The organism is Gracilibacillus sp. JCM 18860, from assembly GCF_055395245.1.
The window spans coordinates 767880-788999 of the sequence record NZ_AP043868.1 but is presented as its reverse complement, the minus strand read 5'-3'; the positions used below and the strand labels follow the sequence as shown (position 1 = coordinate 788999).

Genomic DNA, 21120 nt, shown 5'->3' with positions numbered 1-21120 from the left:
TATAGGCAATGTCAACAGATCCAATTGTTGAACAAAAAAATTTTATAAAAGGGGAAATGATCCATACCATATTCGAAAATAAACAAGAGCATTTTTCGATAGCAAAGATCAAAGTATTGGAAACAAATCAAGAGCTTTCTGAAAAAGAGATTGTTGTAAAAGGGTATTTTCGAAGATTAGATCCAGGAGAAACGTATGAATTTTATGGAAGAATGGTTGAGCATAAACGATTTGGACGACAATTTCAAGTGGATAGCTACCAACGATTTCTGCCTGAATCAAAGGAAGGTGTCATTGCTTATTTATCTAGTGATTTATTTCCCGGTATTGGTAAAAAAACAGCAGAAAGAATAGTAACGGTATTAGGAGAAGCGGCCTTATCCAAAATTTTAAATGACCAATCTGTATTGGAACAGGTCAATGGATTACCTAAAGACAAACAAGAGAAAATATATCAAATATTACATGAAAACCAGGGTTTTGAGCATATAGTAATAGAATTATCTAAATATGGTTTCGGATTAAAAATGGCACAAAAAATGTACAGCGCCTATCGTGAGAAGACATTGGAGTATCTCATCGAAAATCCTTATTTATTTGTGTTTGAAGTGGAAGGTTTCGGCTTTTTAAGAGCAGATCAAATTGCCCGTCAAAATGGGATTACAGTAGACCATCCAACAAGACTACAGGCAGCTTGTATCTTTGTATTACAAAATAGTATACAGGATGGAAATGTCTATTTGCCTATGGATGTTTTACTTGGTGAAATGGATCAACTTCTTCAAGGGGAAGAAAATAATATAGAAGCAGAGAAGTTGACTGCTGAAATTGTGGAACTAAATAAGAAAAAAGAAATTATTGTGACAGATAAAAAGGCATATTTGCCTTCACTTTATTATTCTGAAACAGGATTTTGTGCGCAAGTGAAGCGAATTGCGGACAAGAGCCAAGAAAAGGCTTTTACCGATGCAGAGCTTTTGAAAATAGTTGGAGATATTGAAGAAAAAGAAACCATAAGCTACGGAAAAGAACAATACGAGGCAATAGAAACAGCCTTGTCGGAAAAAATAATGATTTTAACAGGTGGTCCAGGGACAGGGAAAACAACAGTAATCAAGGGTATTATTAATGCTTATGCTCAGATACATGACTTTTCAATTGATAAGGCCGATTATGATGACAGTGAGGAATACCCTTTTATACTTACTGCACCGACTGGAAGAGCAGCAAAAAGACTTAAGGAATCCACTGGCATAGAGAGTATGACTATTCATCGATTACTAGGCTGGGATGGACATGAAACTTTCGATAAGGATGAAAACAATCGAATTACAGGGAAAATAATTGTCATCGATGAGTTTTCGATGGTAGACATATGGCTTGCTTATCAATTGTTCCGAGCTATACCTAGTGATATGCAAGTCTTGATTGTCGGTGATGAAGATCAATTACCATCTGTTGGACCTGGTCAAGTTTTGGCAGATTTATTGGCAAGTAAAGTAGTAAAGTCCATTCAGCTAACAGAAGTATATCGCCAAAAGGAAGGGTCAAAAATAATCCAGCTTGCTCACGAGATTAAAAATGGTCAGGTGGAGAAAGAAACGCTTGTGAAAGCTAATGATTTTAATTTTTTTAAATGTTCTGATTATCAGGTTGTCGATATTGTGAAGCAAATAGTGAAAAAGGCACACGATAAAGGTGTCGATCTACGACAAATTCAAGTGCTTGCACCAATGTATCGATCAAAGGCAGGAATCCATCGATTAAACGAAGAACTACAAAAAGTGTTAAATCCTTCCGTGCCTGGTAGAAGAGAAATGCGTTTTGGAGAGACGGTTTTCCGAAAAGGAGATAAAGTGATCCAGCTCGTTAATCAGCCCGAGGATGGAGTTTTCAATGGGGATATTGGAGAGGTAGTAGCCATTTTTGAAAAGGATGAAAATATGGAGCAAGAGGAACAAGTAGTGGTGGCCTTTGAAGACCGAGAGGTTCCTTATGCTAAAACAGATTTAATGAATTTAATGCATGCTTATTGTACGTCAATTCATAAATCTCAAGGGAGCGAGTTTGCTATTGTTATACTTCCAATTATTAGGGGGTATAACCGAATGCTTCGAAAAAACTTAATTTATACAGCTATCACTCGTGCTAAGCAATCGCTTGTCATTTGCGGAGATGAGGATGCATTTTTAAAAGGGGTGCTAACAGAGGATACCAATCAACGCTACTCTTCCTTAGTGGAGTTTTTACAAGAACTTTTTGGCATGGAGAAGAAGGAAGAGCTTAAGGAAATAGAAAGTGACGATGAAACAGCTACTGAAAAGACAGCAGATGAGTTGCTATTACAGGTGAAGGTTGGCCAAGAGGATTTTTCGCCTTATGATTTTATGGAAGATTAAATGAAGATTTATTGGACATTAGCTGTGCTACTTATTCTAATAGTTTCACTAATTAACAGGTTTCCGAGGTGGCGGTTGTTTTGAACAATATATCACAGTTGCATGCTGTACAAATCTTTATTAAGTACTGATTTGAGATGAGGACTAGCGAAAATGGTACTTATTACAGTTTTAAGTACCAATTTGAGATGAGGACTAGCGAAAATGGTACTTATTACAGTTTTAAGTACTAATTTGAGATGAGGACTAGCGAAAATGGCTCTTATGGCAGCCCCACTGTTAGAGCTTTTCCATACAGGCGTTTGGCATAACAAGTATCAATCATAAAACCTTCACTCACTCATTGAATACATTGTTTCCACAATAGAAAAAAAGTACGGCAAAAGATCATTTCTTTCATTTATCCATCCTTATGATGTGTATAAAAATCCTTATTATGGAAAGGATGTATGGTAAAAACGTAAGAAATGAGGGAACTTTGGTGATTTGCCCAAACTGCAGAAGCAAGGATATTGGAATTATTGGGACTAACCAGTATTATTGCTGGAATTGTTATATAGAGCTATCAATACAAAATGATCTCCTTCACCTTCACGAAGTAGAAATGGATGGTTCCTTAAGCTCTTTAGATGACCTTTTTTCCGATGAGGAAAGAAGAGTAGAGAGGTAATGATGATGAAGAATCAAGCAAAAAAGGTTCGCATTGCGCTTCAGTTAATCATCCTTTGCCTTGCCGTACTCTTTTTCTATCTATTAATCATTTTATTCCCATTTTATAAAAGCTTATTGCTCATGTTTTTTCAAATTATCCTACCTTTTCTCATAGCGGGTTTGATAGCATATTTATTGCACCCAGTTGTTGAGAAGATTCATCAATACAATATTCCACGAACAATCGCTATATTACTAATTTATTTATTCTTCTTTCTAATAGCTGGTCTAGGAATCTATTTCTATTTTCCGACGATCGTAAGACAATTAAATGAGTTCAGACTGAACATTCCACAATTAATCGAGTCCTATCAGACCTTTTTATATAGTATTTATGATCAAACATCATTTTTGCCAGAAGGCTTTCATGATAAATTAGATGAATTTTTTCTTAACATAGAGAATAGGCTTGGCAATATCTTCACAGCGATAATGGATAATATTCCAATGGTTTTTGATGTGTTTGTCATGATTGCCGTAATCCCCATTTTGTCTTTTTATTTTTTAAAGGATTACAGCCGTTTGGAAAAAGGGGTACTCAAGCTAATACCTACTAGATATCATGCCTTTACAAAAAGATTAGCAAATGAAATGGAAGAGAGTTTAGGTCAATATATTCGAGGGCAAATTTTAGTTTGCTTCTTAGTCGGCTTTATTGCCTACTTATTATTAAAATGGATTGGAATGGAATATTCCATCCTACTCGGGGTTATTATTGGTTTAACCAACTTCATTCCATATTTTGGTCCAATTATTGGTGCCATTCCTGCACTTTTAATCGCCTTTACGATTTCGACTAAAATGGTGTTATTCGTATTGCTTGTCATTTTAGCTGTTCAGCTTACAGAAGGGAATCTGCTTTCTCCTTTTATTGTTGGTAAAAGTATTCGCATCCATCCTGTTTATATCATTCTTGCATTATTTATTGCAGCAAAAGTGGGAGGAGTGATTGGAATGATCCTAGCCGTTCCTTTATTAGCAATCGGGAGAGTGGCGGTCCCGCTTATTTACCGACAGATGAAACAAATTGACAGATAGCCATTTTTTCAATATAATATCCTAGCGAAGTCATATAACGGAAAAACGATGAAAAACATGAGTAGGTAGCTAACATTTCTAGAGAGGAATTTCCTTGGCTGGAAGAAATTCTAATGCACTGGTTACTGAAGCTAGTTTGAAGTGCAGTTTAATCACTGCCGGTGGTATCCACGTTACGGATCGAAAGATGATAGCTTTGGAATAAAGCTATAATTAGGGTGGTACCGCGGAAACTCTCGTCCCTTTGCTTTATAGCAGGGATGGGAGTTTTTTTACTATAAAACGGAGGTATAATAAAATGAAACAATTATCATCTGCACAGGTTCGTAAAATGTTTTTGGATTTCTTTAAAGAAAAGGGTCATGAAATAGAACCAAGTGCCTCATTAGTACCAAAGGATGACCCAACACTACTATGGATTAACAGTGGTGTAGCTACATTGAAAAAATACTTTGATGGACGTGTTATCCCAGAAAATCCTAGAATTACAAATGCACAAAAATCAATTAGAACAAATGATATTACAAACGTCGGTTATACAGCGAGACATCACACCTTTTTTGAAATGCTTGGTAATTTTTCCATTGGTGATTATTTTAAAGAGGAAGCGATTGATTTTGCGTGGGAGTTCTTAACAGGAGACAAATGGATTGGATTTGATAGTGAAAAGCTATCGGTTACAGTCCACCCCGAGGATGAAGAAGCTTACAAGCTTTGGCGAGATAAGATCGGTTTACCAGAAGAACGAATTATACGAATTGAAGAGAACTTTTGGGATATTGGGGAAGGACCAAGTGGACCAAATACGGAGATTTTTTATGATCGTGGGGAGGAATATGGCAATGATCTGAGTGATCCTGAGCTATACCCTGGTGGAGAAAATGAGCGCTATCTAGAAATTTGGAACCTTGTTTTTTCTCAATTTAACCATAACCCAGATGATAGCTACACACCTCTTCCGAAGAAAAACATTGATACCGGTATGGGACTTGAACGTTTAGTAAGTGTTATTCAAGGAACAAGAACAAATTTTGAAACAGATTTATTCTTACCGATTATACAAGCTACTGAAAAAATGGCAAACACAAAATATCAGACAAAAGCTGAATCAGATGTTGCCTTTAAAGTGATTGCAGACCATATTAGAACAGTCACTTTTGCCGTGAGTGATGGTGCACTTCCTTCTAATGAAGGTAGAGGATATGTACTAAGACGGTTATTACGTCGTGCAGTACGGTATGCGAAACAAATTGGAATTGAAAAGCCTTTTATGTTCAAACTTGTACCAACTGTAGCAACAATAATGGAAGCATTCTATCCAGAGGTGAAGGCAAAGGAAGCCTTTATTCAAAATGTTGTTCAAACAGAGGAAGAAAGATTCCATGAAACCTTACAAGAAGGTTTACAGATTTTAAATACCATTGTTAAACGTGAAAAAGAAGAGAATAGTAGTATATTTCCAGGGGAAGAAGTTTTCCGATTATATGATACCTATGGCTTTCCAAAAGAATTAACAGAGGAATATGTCGCTGAAGCTGGGTTTACAATAGATGAAGAAGGTTTTGAAAAAGAGATGGAAAAACAACGCGACAGAGCTCGAAATGCTAGACAAAAGGTTGATTCAATGCAGATTCAAGATGGTGTCCTAGCTAGCATAGATGCGAATAGTACGTTCATTGGATATGACCAATTACGAATTGATACGACTGTTTCAGCGATCGTGGCAGAAAAAGAAACCGTTTCTTCTATTCAGGATGGTCAAGAAGCTTATTTAATCCTAGCAGAGACGCCATTTTATGCAGAAAGTGGTGGACAAATAGCAGATAAAGGTTTGATCTTTAGCAAAAATGGAGAGGCTGAAGTACTGGATGTCCAAAAAGCACCGAATGGACAAAATCTGCATCGGATTCTAGTGAAAAAAGGGACCGTTTCTACGAATGAACAAGTAACGGCTCGTGTAGATGAATCATCACGTCAGTTTATTATAAAGAACCATACGGCAACCCATTTATTGCACCAAGCATTAAAGGATGTATTAGGAACACATGTTAATCAAGCGGGCTCTCTAGTCACTAGTAATCGTCTTCGCTTTGACTTTTCCCACTTTGGCGCTATAACCGAAGAAGAAATTGTAGAAATTGAGCAGCTCGTCAATGAAAAAATATGGGCATCCATTCCAGTAATGATTAGCAATAAAAAATTAGCGGAAGCAAAAGAGATGGGTGCGATGGCATTATTTGGTGAAAAATATGGGGAGATCGTACGTGTTGTTCAAATTGGTGACTATAGTATCGAATTATGTGGTGGATGCCATGTACAAAATTCTGCTGAGATTGGCCTATTTAAAATTGTTTCAGAATCTGGTATAGGTGCTGGAACGAGAAGAATAGAAGCTGTAACTGCCAAAAGTGCCTACCAATTTGTTAATGGAAAGCACCAATTATTAAAAACAGTTGCTTCTAAATTGAAAACGAAGGAAGAGCAAGTTACTGAACGGATTGAACATCTATTTAAAGAAATGAAGGATCAAGCGAAGGAAATGGATTCACTCAGTAAGAAACTGTCTCAACTTGAAGCATCTTCCATTCTAGAAGATGTAAAAGAAATAAATGGAGTTAAAGTTTTAGCCAAACAAGTGGATGTCTCTGATATGAACCAGCTCCGTCAAATGGTTGATGATATGAAGCAAAAATTAAAATCTGCGATTATTTTATTAGCAACTGTTCAAAATAATAAGGTTCAATTAGCTGCAGGGGTGACCAAAGATTTAGTCCAACAATATCACGCTGGTAATCTAATCAAAGAAACGGCTAAAATATGTGGTGGCGGCGGTGGTGGCCGTCCAGATATGGCACAAGCTGGTGGAAAAGACCCAAGCAAGATTCAAGAAGCATTACAATATGTAGAAAAATATGCAGAAAAGAAAGGCTAAGTTTGGTAATTTTCTATTATAAAAGGTATAATAGGGACACAATAGAGTAAATTAGTATCGTTTGGGGGTGCTTCCATGGATGGAATGGATAAAACAATGAAATTTAATTTTGCTGAAGAACCCGTTGAGAAGGATGTTAGCGAAGTACTTTTATTAGTACATGAAGCATTAGAGGAAAAAGGTTATCATCCAATAAATCAAATTGTTGGTTATTTACTATCAGGTGATCCAGCATATATTCCCCGTCATAAGGATGCACGAAATTTGATTAGGAGAATTGAGCGTGATGAAATATTGGAAGAATTAGTCCAATATTATATTAGCTCGAATAAGCATAATGGGTAAAATTCTAGGGTTAGATGTGGGCTCGAAAACAGTAGGAGTCGCAATAAGCGATGGTTTGGGCTGGACAGCTCAAGGCTTAACGACCCTACAGTGGCAAGAACCTGTTTTCGAGTCTGTAAAAAGCGAATTAGCTACAATTATTCAAGATCATGAAGTAGAAAAGGTTGTCATTGGTTTACCCAAAAACATGAATGGCACAATTGGTCCTCGAGGTGAGGCATCACAAGAGTTCGCCAAATTTGTCGAAAACCATTTTTCACTGCCGGCTATATTATGGGACGAACGTCTTACAACCATGGCGGCGGAAAAAGTTCTACTTGAAGCAGATATTAGTCGGAAAAAGCGCAAGAAGGTCATCGACAAAATGGCTGCAGTAATGATATTACAAGGTTATTTAGATAGTAAGTAAAAAAGGAGGTCATTTGAGTGCCACTAGAAGAAAAGGAACGTATCATTATTCCTGACGAAAATGGTGAAGAACATTTATTCGAAGTGCTTTTTACATTTGATGTGGATGAAACCGCACAATCTTATGTAGCAGTAGTACCTGCTGAACAAAAAGAAGATGAAGAGGTAGAAGTATTTGCCTTTCGTTATGAAGAAAAACAAAATGACGATGACTTAGCACTTTATCACATTGAATCAGATGAAGAGTGGGATATGGTAGAAGAAGTGCTCAATACCATTGCAGAAAATGAAGATTTACAAGAATAGTGAAAGCTGGCTAGTGTCATCTAGCCAGCTTTTTTATACGTAAAGTATAAATTTTTTTTGCAGGAAGTAAAGCGATGAAGCAAAAATTTTGATGTCCAAAGTATCCGAATGGAATTTTTAGAGGAAATACCATTGAAGCTATTGTAAACCAGATACGTGTGTAAATGAGTAAAAGAATTAAAAATTTACTAATACTCCCAAATTTCGATAGGTTCAGTTTTCCTTTGCTGAATTTTGTAGTATAATATATCGGGTGAGAGGGGGATTCCTTATGGGGAAAGAGACCGATGAAACCAATCTAAAGAAAAATAACAAACCTACATATAAAGAAATTGCTCAACAGCGAGGGAAAGAAGCTAGTGTGGCGAGAAAGATATTCTTGATCATTTTTCTTGTACTATTATTCATCATTATTGTAGGTGGATTTCTAGGATATAAATATGTCAAAAATGGCCTGACACCTGTTGATCCTAGTAATAAGGAAACGATAAATGTTACGATTCCACTCGGGTCAAGCACCTCCAATATTGCTTCCATCTTAGAAGAGAATGGGATTATTGCTAATAGCTTAATCTACCGATTCTATGTCAAATTTAACAATGCCTCTGACTTTCAAGCTGGTGATTATGCATTATCACCTTCGATGACATTAGAGGAGGTTACAGAGGAGCTTCAAACAGGTTCTGTTACCCAGGCAGGAGCCGTACGTGTCACCATACCTGAAGGACGTAACATAGAGGAAATAGCGGAGACTTATGAAAAAACAGCAAAGATAGATAAAGACGCCTTTTTAGAAAAGATGTCAGATAAAGCTTATATACAAGAGCTAATAAAACAGTATCCTGATATTTTGACAGAAGATATTTTGCAAGAGGATATTCGTTACCCGCTAGAGGGATATTTGTTTCCGGCAACTTATCAGTTTGCCGAAGAGAAACCAAGTATTGAAAAAGTGGTTACAAGCATGCTGAATAAGACGAAAGAGGTATTTATGCCTTACCTAGAACAGATTAAAGGCATGGAGCAATTTAATATGCACGATATTTTCACTTTTGCATCATTAGTAGAGGAAGAGGCACCAAACAATGAGGATCGTCGACTCATTTCTGGAGTTTTTTATAATCGAATAGATGAAGGCATGCGACTCCAAACAGATCCAACGGTAATTTATGCACATGGTGAACATATTTCAAGATTAACGTATGATCACTACGAGATTGAATCACCCTATAATACGTATACAGTAACAGGCTTACCGATTGGTCCTATTGCTAATTTCGGTGTTAGCTCTCTACAAGCTGTCTTAGAGCCACAAGACTCCAATTATTTATATTTCTTGGCAGATCAAGAAGGAAATGTACATTATTCTACAACCTATGAGGAACATCAGACACTAGAAGAAAAATATATTCACTCACAAGATTAAACGTGGATGGAAGCAGGGGAGAACATTATCCCTGCTTTTCCATTGCAAACTCTACTATACAATATCGCTCGGGGAGGAGCCTATAAGTGATTCAACCAGTCATTACCGATTATTTAAAAGGCTTAAAAAAGGACAAGCCAGAATGGACAACAATATTGGAATTAGAAGCCCAAAATGACCATGTTCCTATAATGGACCAAATTAGCATGGATTTTCTAGTTCAACTACTTCGTATAAAAAATGCCAAAAAGATATTAGAGATTGGTACAGCGATTGGTTATTCTGCATTACAAATGAGTCAAGTCTCAAATGAAATACAGGTTGTTACGGTCGAAAGAGATGTAAACATGTTTGAGCGTGCATTGTCAAACATAGAAAAATTAAAGAAACAAAAGCAGATCCATCCGATTTTTGGGGATGCTTTAAAAGTACAACAAGAAGTGGAAGAAAGAGCGCCATATGATCTTCTTTTTATTGATGCCGCTAAAGGACAATATCAGAAGTTTTTTGAACTATATGAGCCAATGCTTAAAGAGGATGGTTTAATTGTTACCGATAATGTGCTATTTCGTGGACTTGTCGCAGATAGTACAGATGCCTCGAAAAGATTACAAAAGCTTTCGGAGAAAATTGATCAATATAATCAATGGCTAATCCATCATCCAGATTACGTAACCACGATCGTACCTATTGGAGATGGAGTGGCCTTAAGTGTACCAAAACGGAACATAGGAGTGTAAACAACATGGAAAGAAAGAAGCCCGTTATTATTGGTGTTGCAGGGGGCTCCGGCTCCGGAAAAACCTCTGTTACAAAATCCATTCAAAATCGTTTTATCGATCAATCTGTTCTTGTTATTGAGCAAGACTTTTACTATAAAGATCAGTCGCATATGGAATTGGAAGAGAGGTTACAAACAAATTATGACCATCCATTAGCATTTGATCATGACCTACTAATTGAACATATCCAAGCACTGGTGAATCATCAACCAATCGATAAACCAATTTACGATTATAAGCTTCACACAAGGTCTGACGAAACGGAAAAGGTTGAACCAAAGGATGTTATCATAATTGAAGGTATTTTAATATTAGATGATCCCAGATTAGTCGATTTGATGGATATTAAAGTATTTGTCGATACAGATGCGGATTTACGTATTATCCGTCGTCTATTACGCGATATTAATGAGAGAGGCCGCTCTATTGATTCCGTCATTCATCAATATTTAGAAACCGTAAGGCCTGCACACTTGCAGTTTATTGAGCCGACTAAACGCTATGCAGATATTATTATTCCTGAAGGCGGCCAGAACATGGTTGCGATTGACTTATTAGCTACAAAAGTAGAGACGATTTTAGCCAAAAAATAATTTTAGATCCGTCAATAATAGAAAACTATTGAAAAATAATCCGAAATCTGCCATAGTAGTGGTTAGTATAATATTTTATCACGATGAGCAACTCTCAGTTAGCTTCAAAAGATGCCACAAATATCTTTATTTGTGGTATAATCTTTATTTACATGATACTACCAGCTAAAAGGATGTCTCGAAGTATAGCACCATTTACATACCAAACGAATTTCTGAGCTGTAAAAAATGGTGATAAATAAATGAATTTTTCATACAAATAAAGAGATATTCTCACAATCAATCAGTTAGTAATTGGAATGAAGGAGTGTAGGAACATGCCAGAAGAAAAAAGCTATTATATGACAGACGAAGGAAAAGTAAAATTAGAACAAGAACTGGAATATTTAAAAACAGAAAGAAGACAAGAAGTTGTAGAAAGAATTAAAATTGCAAGAGGATTTGGAGATCTCTCAGAGAATTCGGAATATGATGCGGCTAAGGATGAACAAGCATTTGTTGAATCACGTATCGCACAAATTGAGAATATGATCCGTAATGCTGTAATTATTGAAAATGATACCGATAATCCTGATATAGTTTCCCTTGGAAAAACCGTTACCTTTCAAGAACTGCCAGATGGTGAAGAGGAGAGCTACACCATTGTCGGAAGTGCCGAGGCAGATCCTTTTGAAGGAAAGATATCCAATGATTCACCAATAGCCAAAAGTCTTTTAGGACATTCTATTGGAGAGGAATTGACCGTACCTACACCAGCTGGTGACATGCAAGTGAAAATCTTAAATGTAGAATAAATAAAATGGATACCCTTTAAGTGGGTATCCATTTCTATTATGTATATTCTGCATTTACATATTTAAATGAACGGATGATGGACATGTTACTTCATGAAAAGGGAAGGTGGTTTTCAGTCTTTCTTCAATGAACCCCTCTTTGTTTGTTTCTAAAATAAACTGAAAGATAATTTCTTCTGATATGGAGTGAAATTCTAGCGTAATACCATTGAAAAAATAGATACATAATAACTTTTTTTCTTTGTCATAGCTAATGGAGTCAAAGGAATTTAATTCCCATAATTGACGATTAAAAGTTGTAGTTTTCATCAAAATCACACTCCTAACCCTTTCTTAATATAATATATTCCATATTTATGGACAAAATCCTGCTCATATGACAAAAAAAGAAAAAATTCGTTACAAATAACCTCAGAGGAGCCATATTTAATTACAACCACCACGCTGAGTGTTAAATATACTATGAATAGTGTCTACCGATTTTTTACTTCTATTAATTACTACACCCTCTTTCATATCATTATTTCTATAACTAACTGTTTCTCCATATACTTATTTATCGTCTTTTTCATTGTACACATCATTGTTTTCTTCTGATAAAAATGTCAAATCCTCATGATTTAGTTTTAAAGGAAAGTCAAATTCAGAATAAGCCATTACTACTCTTTTTAAAGGTGCTACTTCACTTTTGACGAAAACGCCATTCATAGAAGAACCTCCTTGGATTGTATAATTCATATTTTAAATACTAAAGGGTAAAGTAACAATATAGTTAACCTAGATGCTTTAAATATAATTAATATATCTTTTTATTCATAATAAATAAGTTTCCCCTTATAGACAGTGGATATCCAAGTGTGTTTTGGCTGGATGTTTTAAAATGGGCATGTTAAAAGAATGTAAAAACCAGCTTTCAAGCTGGTGAGTTGCATCCCTACAGGGGATTGTTGATCTTTTTAAGAAAATGCAATGGAAAGACTTATACCAAGATAAATGTTTAATAATGAGATTTATGGGTATATGTTTATTGATATTTTCCAATATCTCTTTAAACGGAAGAGAATCAAGGGTTATGAACCTTCCTTGATTCTCTTTTGTTTGTCAATTAAGTTTAACAATGTTAGGGCGCCTTTTTAGAATTTCCTTATCCTTATTCAAAAAAGATCAAATAAGCTCAGTATTCATTTATCAAAGAGGTGTACACATGTCAACATATATCATACCAATACAAACAGCATTTCTTATATTTCTCTTGTTATCCATATTCCTTACTATCCCTTGGCTGATCTATGTTTATCGAAAATTTGGTTACTTAAGTATTTGGGCTTCAATTGTTGCCTTTTCGTTTGTTTTTTATATGTTATCTGCTTTGTTTTTGGTGCTCTTACCTTTACCAGATACCCGAGATACGTGTGCAATGCAAACCACTGATACAGTACATTATTCACTTATTCCGTTTTACTTTATAGCGGATATCATCATGAGTAGTGAAATTGTTTGGACGCAACCATCAACCTATGCTCACGTATTGAAGCAGAGCGCATTTTTGCAAGCAGCATTCAATGTCCTATTGTTACTGCCATTTGGAGTCTATCTAAGGTACTTTTTACAGAAGAAACAATACTGGAAGCGCGCATTAGGTTTAGGATTTATCTTGTCACTTTTTTATGAGATTACCCAAGTAACTGGAATTTACGGAATTTACAATTGTTCTTATCGCATATTTGATGTAGATGATCTTATCCTAAATAGTACTGGTGCATTATTAGGTTTCCTTATTGCTCCAGTTATACTTGCTTTATTTCCTTCACGAATGAGCCTTTTAGTTAAAGCGGATCAAAAACTCAATAGTCAAGTTGTACCGCCACTTTCGCAATTGTTAGCTGTATTCATAGATTATCTATTAATTCTACTCAGTTGGAATTTGACAATAGGGCTTTTTACATCCAATGAATTGATTGAATTGATTTATAAAACAGCAGGATTTATTATATTTTACTTTGGTTTACCTCTTTTATGGGGTGGAAAAACAGTAGGAACGAATATTATGCGATTTAAACTTACCGATTTAGATGGCAATGTACCTAAATGGCAGCTTATGTTTAATAGACTATTTTCACTTTATTTACCATGGGTGACATCAGCATTTATTAATGTATTAGATGGCATGGAAATTGATATGGACTCACATCTATATGCTTACCATATCTTGATCACTGTGGCTGTATTTGTATTCTTCAGTATATTGTGGGGAGTTTTATTTATTCATGCTATTTTCGTCATTTTCAAAAAAGGGAAACGAACCTTCTATTTCGATCACGCATCGAATATAATACCGAGGAAAAAATAAAGTTATGAAGTAAACTGAGAAAATGTCCTGACCAATGATTCACTGTTTGCCTCGAAGCGAACCGAGACCATTGTAGTAGATTATAAAGGGGTAGAAGTTGTATCACATAAACATTGATTGTTAAGATGATCAAGTAATTGAGTCAACAAAGGTAAACTTTGAAAAAACAGCCCCTGACCAAATTGTAGAATTAACAGGTGCTATAATAGAAGGAAGTACTAGCAATGGTGTCCATAGAAGGAGATGAATTGTATGAGAATAAACAGTTTTGTAATGAAATAAAGAGGTATATATTTGGTAATCGACATGCTACAGGAGAGATTCTAAGTTGTATTCACCTTAGGTTCTCTTTTTAAAGGAAAGCGAAACATAATACATGCAATTACTAATTGTTTTTTATATGCTCGGCAGAAAAACAAGGTGACCAATATGATGGTTACCTTGTTTTTGTCTTTTTATTGGTAGATTAAAGAAATTCGAGACGAATATTTAAGGTTAATGTAAGGTTGGGCTAAGTATGCTGTAAGGTTGGCTATGTATAATGAATAAAAGAAAGACAAATGGGAGGGACAGCTACAATGAAAACAATATTACATGCGAAAAATGTACAAAAAATTTATGGAAGTAAAGGGAATGAACATACAGCGTTAGAAGATGTTAATTTAGAGATAAAAGAAGGAGAGTTCATAGGGATTATGGGTCCCTCTGGTGCTGGTAAATCAACCTTATTAAATATTATAGCGACAATTGATACACCAACTTCAGGTGAGATTATCGTGGATCATCAAGATATTGTCAATATGAATGAAGCACAATTATCTAAATTTCGTCGTGATCGGTTAGGATTTATCTTTCAAGATTACAACTTACTAGATACTTTGACGGTTAAAGAAAATATTTTACTTCCATTAGCATTAGCGAAAAATTCGTCAAAAGAAATTGATCAGCGTGTTCAAAGCATTGCGGATACATTTGGTATTCGAGCTATTCTTGACAGTTATCCATATCAAATTTCTGGTGGACAGAAACAACGAACAGCAGCATCAAGAGCCATTGTGACGAATCCAAGTTTAATCTTAGCGGACGAACCAACTGGAGCTTTGGATTCAAAATCAGCAACAAGCCTTTTAGAAAGCTTAGCAAAGTTAAATGAGGAAAATGGCTCAACCATTATGATGGTGACGCATGATGCTTATGCAGCTAGCTTCTGTGAACAGATTTTGTTTATTAATGATGGTGGTATTGATGCAAAAATTACGAAAATGAGTCAATCACGAAAGAAATTTTATCAAAAAATATTAGATGTTCTTGCTTCATTTGGAGGCGATCAATAAATGACACTGTTTACAATTGCCGGAAAAAACATGCGAAAAAACTTCACTAATTACTTTTTGTATTTCTCATCGATGATCTTTAGTATGGTCATTTATTTTACGTTTGTTTCATTGAAATATGATAAAACGATCGATGCTGCATCAGAAACATCGGAGAAAATCAGCTCTGCTTTTAATGCAGCGTCGATTGTGTTAATTATTTTTGTTGCTATTTTCATTTGGTATTCTAATTCCTTCTTTACAAGGAAGCGTAAGAAAGAGGTCGCTCTTTATTCGTTATTAGGTGTACGAAAGAAACAAATCGGAAGAATGCTATTTTATGAAAACTTCTTGATGGGGATTATTGCACTTGCGATTGGTATTATATTGGGTTCTGTTGTTTCCAAATTATTTGTTGCTATCTTGATGAAGGTAATGGGGTATGATGCCCTTGTTCATTTTTCTATTTCAACAGATGCCATCATTAATACGGTGATTGTGTTTATGTTGATAATTGCTGTGACATCTTTTCACGGCTATCGACTCATTTATCGTTTTAAATTAATCGAGTTATTCCAGGCAGATCAGGAGAGTGAGAGAGAACCAAAAGCATCTATCATAACAGCTATTTTATCAGTGCTTCTTCTAGGCTTCGGTTATTGGTTAGCACTACAAGATATTTTGCATTCAAAAGTTTGGCAAATGATTGGAATTTTAGTTACGCCACTTTTGATTATAATCGCTGTTATTTTGGGAACCTATTTATTGTTTAGTACGCTAATCATTTTCTCTTTAAAAAGAGCGCGGAAAAACAAGAAAAAGTTTTGGAATGGTATTAATATCATTAGTATTTCTCAGCTGCTCTATCGTATGAAAGGAAATGCTTTTACGTTAACTATTATAGCTGTATTAAGTGCGACAACACTAGTAGCAGTTGGAACGTCATATGGTTTTTACTATAACAATAAAATAAATGCAGAATTAGCTAATCCCAATAGCATGATGTTCATCGATCAAGACGGAGGTTTAACAAGTCAAGTTAATCGATTAATTGAACAAGATCCAGATCATGATCTAGTCTATCATGAATCGATACCAACGATCTCGGCGAGAGTTGATACAACGGTTTTAAATAGTCGTATGGGTCCTGTTGAAGCAATTTATACAGTTATCTCCAATGAAACGTATAATCACTTATTAGAACTACAAGGCCATACAGATACGCTCACTCTATCAGGAGATCAAGCGATAGCGTTAGATATAAGCTACTTTGAAGGGTTATCACCGGAATATGTCGGATCTAATATTGATGTAAATGGAAATGATATTACCTTTACAGAAATGAAAGAATCCAATGTGTTGAATACAGGAACTTCAGGTACAACGATTGTAGTTAGTGATGAAATGTTTGATAAAGTGTCTGTAGATGCTGAACTTGGTACAATGGAGGCATACAAAGTAACAGGTGAAGCAAAAGCCAAAAACCTAAATGAATCGATTCAATCAATTATGCCTGAGGAAGCAAATTTTACAAGCTTTTATCAAGTTTATAGTCAAGGAATGGAATCAACAGGTCTATTTATTTTTATCGGATGTTTCTTAGGATTAGTGTTCCTTAGTGCAACAGGTAGTATTATATACTTTAAACAACTCACAGAAGCAACAGCCGACAGGGGACGTTACAATATTTTGCAAAAAATGGGTGTTGATAAAAAAGAAATTAAAAAATCTATTAACAAACAAGTATTCTTTATCTTCGCACTACCATTGGTAACAGGTATAGTACACAGTGTCGTAGCATTAATAGCGATCAATAGTATACTACAGTTAAATATATGGCTACCTATATTGATTAGTACGATCATTTATATATTGATTTATATTATTTATTATTTTATGACAGTAAGAAATTACTATAAAATTGTGACAAAATAAAACGATGAGGTGGATAAACATGAAAAAAATAGTTATTACTTTAGGGGTCATTGTTATTCTTTTACTAGGTGGTTTATTATTTTTACAAAATGTGAACACGAATAGATTAGGAGCAGATTCCTTTTACACGCAAATAATTGGAGACGGTGAACCGATTGAGAGTAAGGCGAGCAATGGTGAAATTTATACAAACTATCAATACAGTTTACTGGGCTATGATGAAGAGGGTAATGAAATAACCTTAGACTTCAACGCAGCCAAACAACTTCGTCAAGGAGCGTTTTTACAAGTCTTTATAAAAGATGATAAAGGGGTAACATCTTACCAAGAGGTAAAAAAAGACGAAATACCAGAACAAGCACTAGAACAATTGCAGTGAAATGAAAATCGCTTTTTTCCACTTTATTGAAGATGTTCGCATGCACATCACTACGGAAAACACAATGCTTTCCACAGGCATGGCGTCAACAAGACGATTGGCAGAGTGGATTTTCATTTGCAAACAATGAGTAGTAAATGAATGAAACATTTGATTATCCGAACAAGCTGATTCAGTGAAGTAATACTAGCAATCAACTCGTTCGGATTTTCTTTTTGTTTTATTTGTCTTGTATAATAGAAAGACAAGGAGGGTGTGAAGTTGAATTTACCAAATAAAACGGTGTTGATTATAGATGATGAAGAAGATTTATTGAAATTATTACAGACAGTATTACAAAAGGAAGGGATCCAACAAGTTGTTACGGCATCGAACGTGGAAGATGGAATGAGCTTATTTCATGAAACAAATCCAGACCTTGTTTTGTTAGATATAATGTTACCTGATGGCGAAGGATATGATGTGTGTAAACAAATTAGGCAAGTATCCAATGTGCCTATTCTATTTATTTCTGCCAAAATAGAGGAGGTAGACAGAATCCTTGGATTCGCAATTGGTGGAGATGACTACATCACGAAGCCATTTAGTGTAAAAGAAGTCGCTTACCGAGTAAAGGCGCAACTGAGAAGAGCTGATTATAGCATGCTGTCTCAAAGTGAAGAACCGATTATAAAGGTTGGTCCTTTTGAGTTAAATGAGGATAATGCAATCTTAACGAAAAATGATAAGGTAATCGAGCTAAAACCGAAAGAATTAGGGTTAATGAAATATTTTTTGCAACATGTTAATAAGGTTGTTAGTAAAGAAAGGCTATACGATACGGTTTGGGGAGAAGATTACTTCGGGTCTGACAATACGGTGATGGTGCACATTAGACGGCTTAGAGAAAAAATTGAAAAGGACCCATCTAACCCTCATTATTTAATTACGGTAAAAGGGTTAGGTTATAAATTCGTAATAGAGGATGAATCATAGATGAAATGGCGGTTAACAGGAGAATATTTAGTGTCTGCAGTAATAATTGTCATACTAGTTATTCTTATCAACATGTTTATGGTCCTTTCACTGTTAATCATTCAAGTAAGGTTTGATATACCTATTTTCCAGGATAATGAACCATCAGCTGAACAATTCACAAGGGAATTTCAATCTTACCTGACAGTGGAGAATCACGATGTGCAAATTGATCAGGATGGTAAAAAGGCGTTAACCGATCAAAATGCATGGATCCAAGTGTTAGATGAGAATGGACAAGTCATTACTGGTTATAGAGAACCAGAGACCTTACCACAACATTACACACCAGCAGATATCATTCAGCATTACAAATATCAAGAAGTCGATGCACAGACAACCGTTTTTGTCGGAGAAAAAGCCGGCTACAGCTATTTGATGGGGATGGAAAACCCCGATATTAATCGCTTTGTGTTAACATCTGATAACCGGAATATTTTTCAAGGTATCAAGGTGTTTCTCGGTATTTTAGTCATAGATATTATCGTTGCCTTATTGATTGGTTATATCTTTAGTACACGTCTAATGAAGCCAATTAATCGCGTGATCGATGGTATTAAACAATTAGCAAATAAAGATTATTCGGTAGACTACCGGCCAAATGGCGTGTATAAAAAAGTTTTTTATAATATGAATATTCTCTCCAGGCAGTTAAAGGCAAATGAACGCGCGCGCGAAAAAACAGAGCAAATGCGTGAAGAGTGGTTAGCAAATATATCTCATGATATTAAAACACCTTTATCTTCTATTAAAGGTTATGCAGAATTGATGAAAGATCCAGACTATAACATCTCATTAGAAGAGATGAATGAATATGCGGGGATAATTGAGCAAAAATCTGCCTATATCAAGGATGTTATGGATGATCTGCATTTAACGACGAAATTAAAGAACAATACACTAGTCTTAAATAAGCAAGAAACGAATATGGTCGCGTTGTTACGAAATTGTGTGATTGATATTTTAAATGATCCACAATATGTAAACGCCCATATTGCTTTTCATGTTAAACAAGATCATATTCCGATGAAAGTAGATCAAACGTTAATAAAGCGAGCGATTAACAATTTAATCTATAACGCACTTGTTCACAATACAGAAAAAGTCAATATTGATGTTAGTATAAAGGTAGACGAACATCATCTATCTATTCAAATAAATGATGATGGAAATGGAATTGACCAAACAGAATTAGATAGAATATTTGACCGTTATTACCGAGGTACTAATACTGGTGAACGACATAAAGGATCAGGTTTAGGAATGGCAATCGCCAAAGATGTGATAGAAGAGCATCAAGGTGAAATAACAGTAGTTAGTGAAGTAGGAAAGGGTACAGAAATTATGATTAATTTTAATTTGCAATGAAAGATCACCTTTGAAATGCACTCTAAATCCTCTATTCCCTGAAACTTCTAGGATTATTGGTTTTTACAACGTCATCGTGATATGAATCGTTTACACTTAATTGGACAAGTTAGTTAGTCAGATAGACTTGGTTCAAATAAAAGCCGAGAAGTTTTTATAGACCTGAAGAGTGAGAAGAAGCTTATCTAAATAATTTAAGGAATAAATAGTGCAACTGTATGCATCTGGTAACCCCCGTGCAAAAATTATTAAAGAATATGAACTTACGCCCTGATCCTCGATAAGTGGGTATTTTCTTTCATGATAATATTCATTTGCTGTATCAAATAAACTTCTAGTATAATAAGCAAATAGGAGGTTTTGTCTATGTCAGAGGAATGGGAAAGCCAAACTAGAAAAAATCGATACGTTAAAAAAAGAAAAAACACAAAATTAATCACAGGACTAAGTATTGTTGGTATTATATTGATCGCCATACTCATTTTCATGCTCATCTTTGGTGGGGATGATGAGAAAGATCAGAAAGAAGAGAACAATCAACCAACCGAACAACAAGAGCAACAAGATCAAGATCAACAGCAAGAACAAGAAGATAATAGTGGAACAGAAGATCAAAATAATGAAGAGATGGATGAGAGCCCTAACCAACAAGAAGATCAAGCTTCCGATAGTGAGGGTGAAGTAGAAACAAACCCCGTAGAATCAGAGGATGAAAATGTCTCCGAAGCATATGAGGGGAATTGGAATCCCGTTGGAACTGTTCAGGAGGGCCCACATACGACAAGTTATGATGATGGCTCAGTAGACCGTCAGGAAATGAGTAAAGCAGTCGAAGTAGCGACAGGCATCCCTGCGGAAGAACAAACGATTTGGTGGGTAGGAAGAGCTGGAGACCAATCGGTAGAATACACAGTAAGTAGAAAGGATGAAGAAACTACTTATCGTGTCCACCTTACTTGGATCGAAAATGAAGGATGGAAACCGACATTAGTAGAACAATTAATAGAGAATAAACATAAATAATAAC

Annotated in this window: 20 protein-coding genes and 1 other annotated feature; of the genes, 18 read left to right on the top strand and 2 right to left on the bottom strand. The window is 35.4% G+C overall.

Annotated elements, in window-relative coordinates:
* Positions 1 to 8: 8 nt before the first annotated feature.
* From recD2 to greA, 11 genes are all read left to right on the top strand, one after another.
* Positions 9 to 2399, top strand: coding sequence for an SF1B family DNA helicase RecD2 (gene recD2 / locus ACZ5R4_RS04160; RefSeq protein WP_464368093.1), 2391 nt, complete (start codon positions 9 to 11; stop codon positions 2397 to 2399).
* A gap of 445 nt (positions 2400 to 2844) precedes the next feature.
* A complete protein-coding gene (locus ACZ5R4_RS04155) occupies positions 2845 to 3069 on the top strand; it encodes a hypothetical protein (protein ID WP_245902316.1) in 225 nt (74 codons plus the stop codon).
* 5 nt (positions 3070 to 3074) lie between these two features.
* A complete protein-coding gene (locus ACZ5R4_RS04150) occupies positions 3075 to 4148 on the top strand; it encodes an AI-2E family transporter (protein ID WP_109984587.1) in 1074 nt (357 codons plus the stop codon).
* 39 nt (positions 4149 to 4187) lie between these two features.
* Positions 4188 to 4395: a binding site (T-box leader), on the top strand.
* Between the two features lie 51 nt (positions 4396 to 4446).
* Positions 4447 to 7080, top strand: a complete 2634-nt coding sequence (alaS, locus tag ACZ5R4_RS04145) for an alanine--tRNA ligase (RefSeq protein WP_109984088.1) — start codon at positions 4447 to 4449, stop codon at positions 7078 to 7080.
* 75 nt (positions 7081 to 7155) lie between these two features.
* Positions 7156 to 7425 carry an IreB family regulatory phosphoprotein gene (locus ACZ5R4_RS04140; protein WP_054787786.1) on the top strand — a complete coding sequence of 90 codons (270 nt, stop codon included), beginning with the start codon at positions 7156 to 7158 and terminating at the stop codon, positions 7423 to 7425.
* Positions 7418 to 7834 (top strand): Holliday junction resolvase RuvX, encoded by a 417-nt coding sequence (gene ruvX / locus ACZ5R4_RS04135; RefSeq protein WP_054787785.1) that lies wholly within the window; start codon positions 7418 to 7420, stop codon positions 7832 to 7834. Before ACZ5R4_RS04140 ends, ruvX begins: the two co-directional genes overlap by 8 nt.
* Before the next feature lie 17 nt (positions 7835 to 7851).
* A complete protein-coding gene (locus ACZ5R4_RS04130; RefSeq protein WP_054859195.1) occupies positions 7852 to 8139 on the top strand; it encodes a DUF1292 domain-containing protein in 288 nt (95 codons plus the stop codon).
* Positions 8140 to 8410: 271 nt separating this feature from the next.
* Positions 8411 to 9565, top strand: a complete 1155-nt coding sequence (gene mltG, locus ACZ5R4_RS04125; protein ID WP_109984089.1) for an endolytic transglycosylase MltG — start codon at positions 8411 to 8413, stop codon at positions 9563 to 9565.
* An 86-nt stretch (positions 9566 to 9651) separates the two neighbouring features.
* Positions 9652 to 10305, top strand: coding sequence for an O-methyltransferase (locus ACZ5R4_RS04120; RefSeq protein WP_054859196.1), 654 nt, complete (start codon positions 9652 to 9654; stop codon positions 10303 to 10305).
* A 5-nt stretch (positions 10306 to 10310) separates the two neighbouring features.
* Complete coding sequence (gene udk, locus ACZ5R4_RS04115) at positions 10311 to 10940, top strand: uridine kinase (RefSeq protein ID WP_054859197.1); 630 nt, start codon at positions 10311 to 10313, stop codon at positions 10938 to 10940.
* A gap of 317 nt (positions 10941 to 11257) precedes the next feature.
* Positions 11258 to 11734: a transcription elongation factor GreA gene (greA, locus tag ACZ5R4_RS04110; protein ID WP_054859198.1), complete on the top strand. Its 477-nt coding sequence runs from the start codon at positions 11258 to 11260 to the stop codon at positions 11732 to 11734.
* A 54-nt stretch (positions 11735 to 11788) separates the two neighbouring features.
* Here the strand turns inward: greA and ACZ5R4_RS04105 are convergent, their stop codons facing one another.
* Together ACZ5R4_RS04105 and ACZ5R4_RS04100 are read right to left on the bottom strand one after the other, a co-directional pair.
* Positions 11789 to 12043, bottom strand: a complete 255-nt coding sequence (locus ACZ5R4_RS04105; protein ID WP_245902300.1) for a hypothetical protein — start codon at positions 12041 to 12043, stop codon at positions 11789 to 11791.
* Between the two features lie 243 nt (positions 12044 to 12286).
* Positions 12287 to 12442, bottom strand: a complete 156-nt coding sequence (locus ACZ5R4_RS04100; protein ID WP_181397473.1) for a hypothetical protein — start codon at positions 12440 to 12442, stop codon at positions 12287 to 12289.
* Between the two features lie 496 nt (positions 12443 to 12938).
* Here ACZ5R4_RS04100 and ACZ5R4_RS04095 point away from each other — a divergent pair, with 496 nt between their 5' ends.
* The 7 genes from ACZ5R4_RS04095 to ACZ5R4_RS04065 all read left to right on the top strand — a co-directional run bounded on the left by ACZ5R4_RS04095 (position 12939) and on the right by ACZ5R4_RS04065 (position 21116).
* The gene (locus tag ACZ5R4_RS04095; protein ID WP_109984091.1) at positions 12939 to 14084 is read left to right on the top strand and encodes a VanZ family protein; all 1146 of its coding nucleotides are present in this window, start codon (positions 12939 to 12941) and stop codon (positions 14082 to 14084) included.
* A 578-nt stretch (positions 14085 to 14662) separates the two neighbouring features.
* Positions 14663 to 15418: an ABC transporter ATP-binding protein gene (locus ACZ5R4_RS04090; protein WP_054859199.1), complete on the top strand. Its 756-nt coding sequence runs from the start codon at positions 14663 to 14665 to the stop codon at positions 15416 to 15418.
* The gene (locus tag ACZ5R4_RS04085; RefSeq protein ID WP_109984092.1) at positions 15419 to 17332 is read left to right on the top strand and encodes an FtsX-like permease family protein; all 1914 of its coding nucleotides are present in this window, start codon (positions 15419 to 15421) and stop codon (positions 17330 to 17332) included. It abuts the gene before it with no gap.
* Positions 17333 to 17351: 19 nt separating this feature from the next.
* On the top strand, positions 17352 to 17711 hold the full coding sequence (locus tag ACZ5R4_RS04080) for a YxeA family protein (protein WP_109984093.1): 360 nt from the start codon (positions 17352 to 17354) through the stop codon (positions 17709 to 17711).
* Between the two features lie 261 nt (positions 17712 to 17972).
* On the top strand, positions 17973 to 18686 hold the full coding sequence (locus tag ACZ5R4_RS04075; RefSeq protein WP_464368092.1) for a response regulator transcription factor: 714 nt from the start codon (positions 17973 to 17975) through the stop codon (positions 18684 to 18686).
* Positions 18687 to 20093 (top strand): sensor histidine kinase, encoded by a 1407-nt coding sequence (locus ACZ5R4_RS04070; RefSeq protein WP_464368091.1) that lies wholly within the window; start codon positions 18687 to 18689, stop codon positions 20091 to 20093.
* A gap of 366 nt (positions 20094 to 20459) precedes the next feature.
* Complete coding sequence (locus ACZ5R4_RS04065) at positions 20460 to 21116, top strand: YrrS family protein (protein WP_464368090.1); 657 nt, start codon at positions 20460 to 20462, stop codon at positions 21114 to 21116.
* Positions 21117 to 21120 lie beyond the last annotated feature (4 nt).

What these genes read in the sequence shown, in the direction of transcription:
- udk (WP_054859197.1), top strand. Translation starts at nt 10,311, where the DNA reads ATGGAAAGAAAGAAGCCCGTTATTATTGGTGTTGCAGGGGGCTCCGGC.
- ACZ5R4_RS04155 (WP_245902316.1), top strand. Translation starts at nt 2,845, where the DNA reads ATGTATGGTAAAAACGTAAGAAATGAGGGAACTTTGGTGATTTGCCCA.
- ruvX (WP_054787785.1), top strand. Translation starts at nt 7,418, where the DNA reads ATGGGTAAAATTCTAGGGTTAGATGTGGGCTCGAAAACAGTAGGAGTC.
- ACZ5R4_RS04090 (WP_054859199.1), top strand. Translation starts at nt 14,663, where the DNA reads ATGAAAACAATATTACATGCGAAAAATGTACAAAAAATTTATGGAAGT.
- greA (WP_054859198.1), top strand. Translation starts at nt 11,258, where the DNA reads ATGCCAGAAGAAAAAAGCTATTATATGACAGACGAAGGAAAAGTAAAA.
- recD2 (WP_464368093.1), top strand. Translation starts at nt 9, where the DNA reads ATGTCAACAGATCCAATTGTTGAACAAAAAAATTTTATAAAAGGGGAA.
- ACZ5R4_RS04065 (WP_464368090.1), top strand. Translation starts at nt 20,460, where the DNA reads ATGTCAGAGGAATGGGAAAGCCAAACTAGAAAAAATCGATACGTTAAA.
- ACZ5R4_RS04080 (WP_109984093.1), top strand. Translation starts at nt 17,352, where the DNA reads ATGAAAAAAATAGTTATTACTTTAGGGGTCATTGTTATTCTTTTACTA.
- ACZ5R4_RS04095 (WP_109984091.1), top strand. Translation starts at nt 12,939, where the DNA reads ATGTCAACATATATCATACCAATACAAACAGCATTTCTTATATTTCTC.
- ACZ5R4_RS04150 (WP_109984587.1), top strand. Translation starts at nt 3,075, where the DNA reads ATGAAGAATCAAGCAAAAAAGGTTCGCATTGCGCTTCAGTTAATCATC.
- mltG (WP_109984089.1), top strand. Translation starts at nt 8,411, where the DNA reads ATGGGGAAAGAGACCGATGAAACCAATCTAAAGAAAAATAACAAACCT.
- ACZ5R4_RS04140 (WP_054787786.1), top strand. Translation starts at nt 7,156, where the DNA reads ATGGATGGAATGGATAAAACAATGAAATTTAATTTTGCTGAAGAACCC.
- ACZ5R4_RS04105 (WP_245902300.1), bottom strand. Translation starts at nt 12,043, where the DNA reads ATGAAAACTACAACTTTTAATCGTCAATTATGGGAATTAAATTCCTTT.
- ACZ5R4_RS04085 (WP_109984092.1), top strand. Translation starts at nt 15,419, where the DNA reads ATGACACTGTTTACAATTGCCGGAAAAAACATGCGAAAAAACTTCACT.
- alaS (WP_109984088.1), top strand. Translation starts at nt 4,447, where the DNA reads ATGAAACAATTATCATCTGCACAGGTTCGTAAAATGTTTTTGGATTTC.
- ACZ5R4_RS04070 (WP_464368091.1), top strand. Translation starts at nt 18,687, where the DNA reads ATGAAATGGCGGTTAACAGGAGAATATTTAGTGTCTGCAGTAATAATT.
- ACZ5R4_RS04100 (WP_181397473.1), bottom strand. Translation starts at nt 12,442, where the DNA reads ATGAATGGCGTTTTCGTCAAAAGTGAAGTAGCACCTTTAAAAAGAGTA.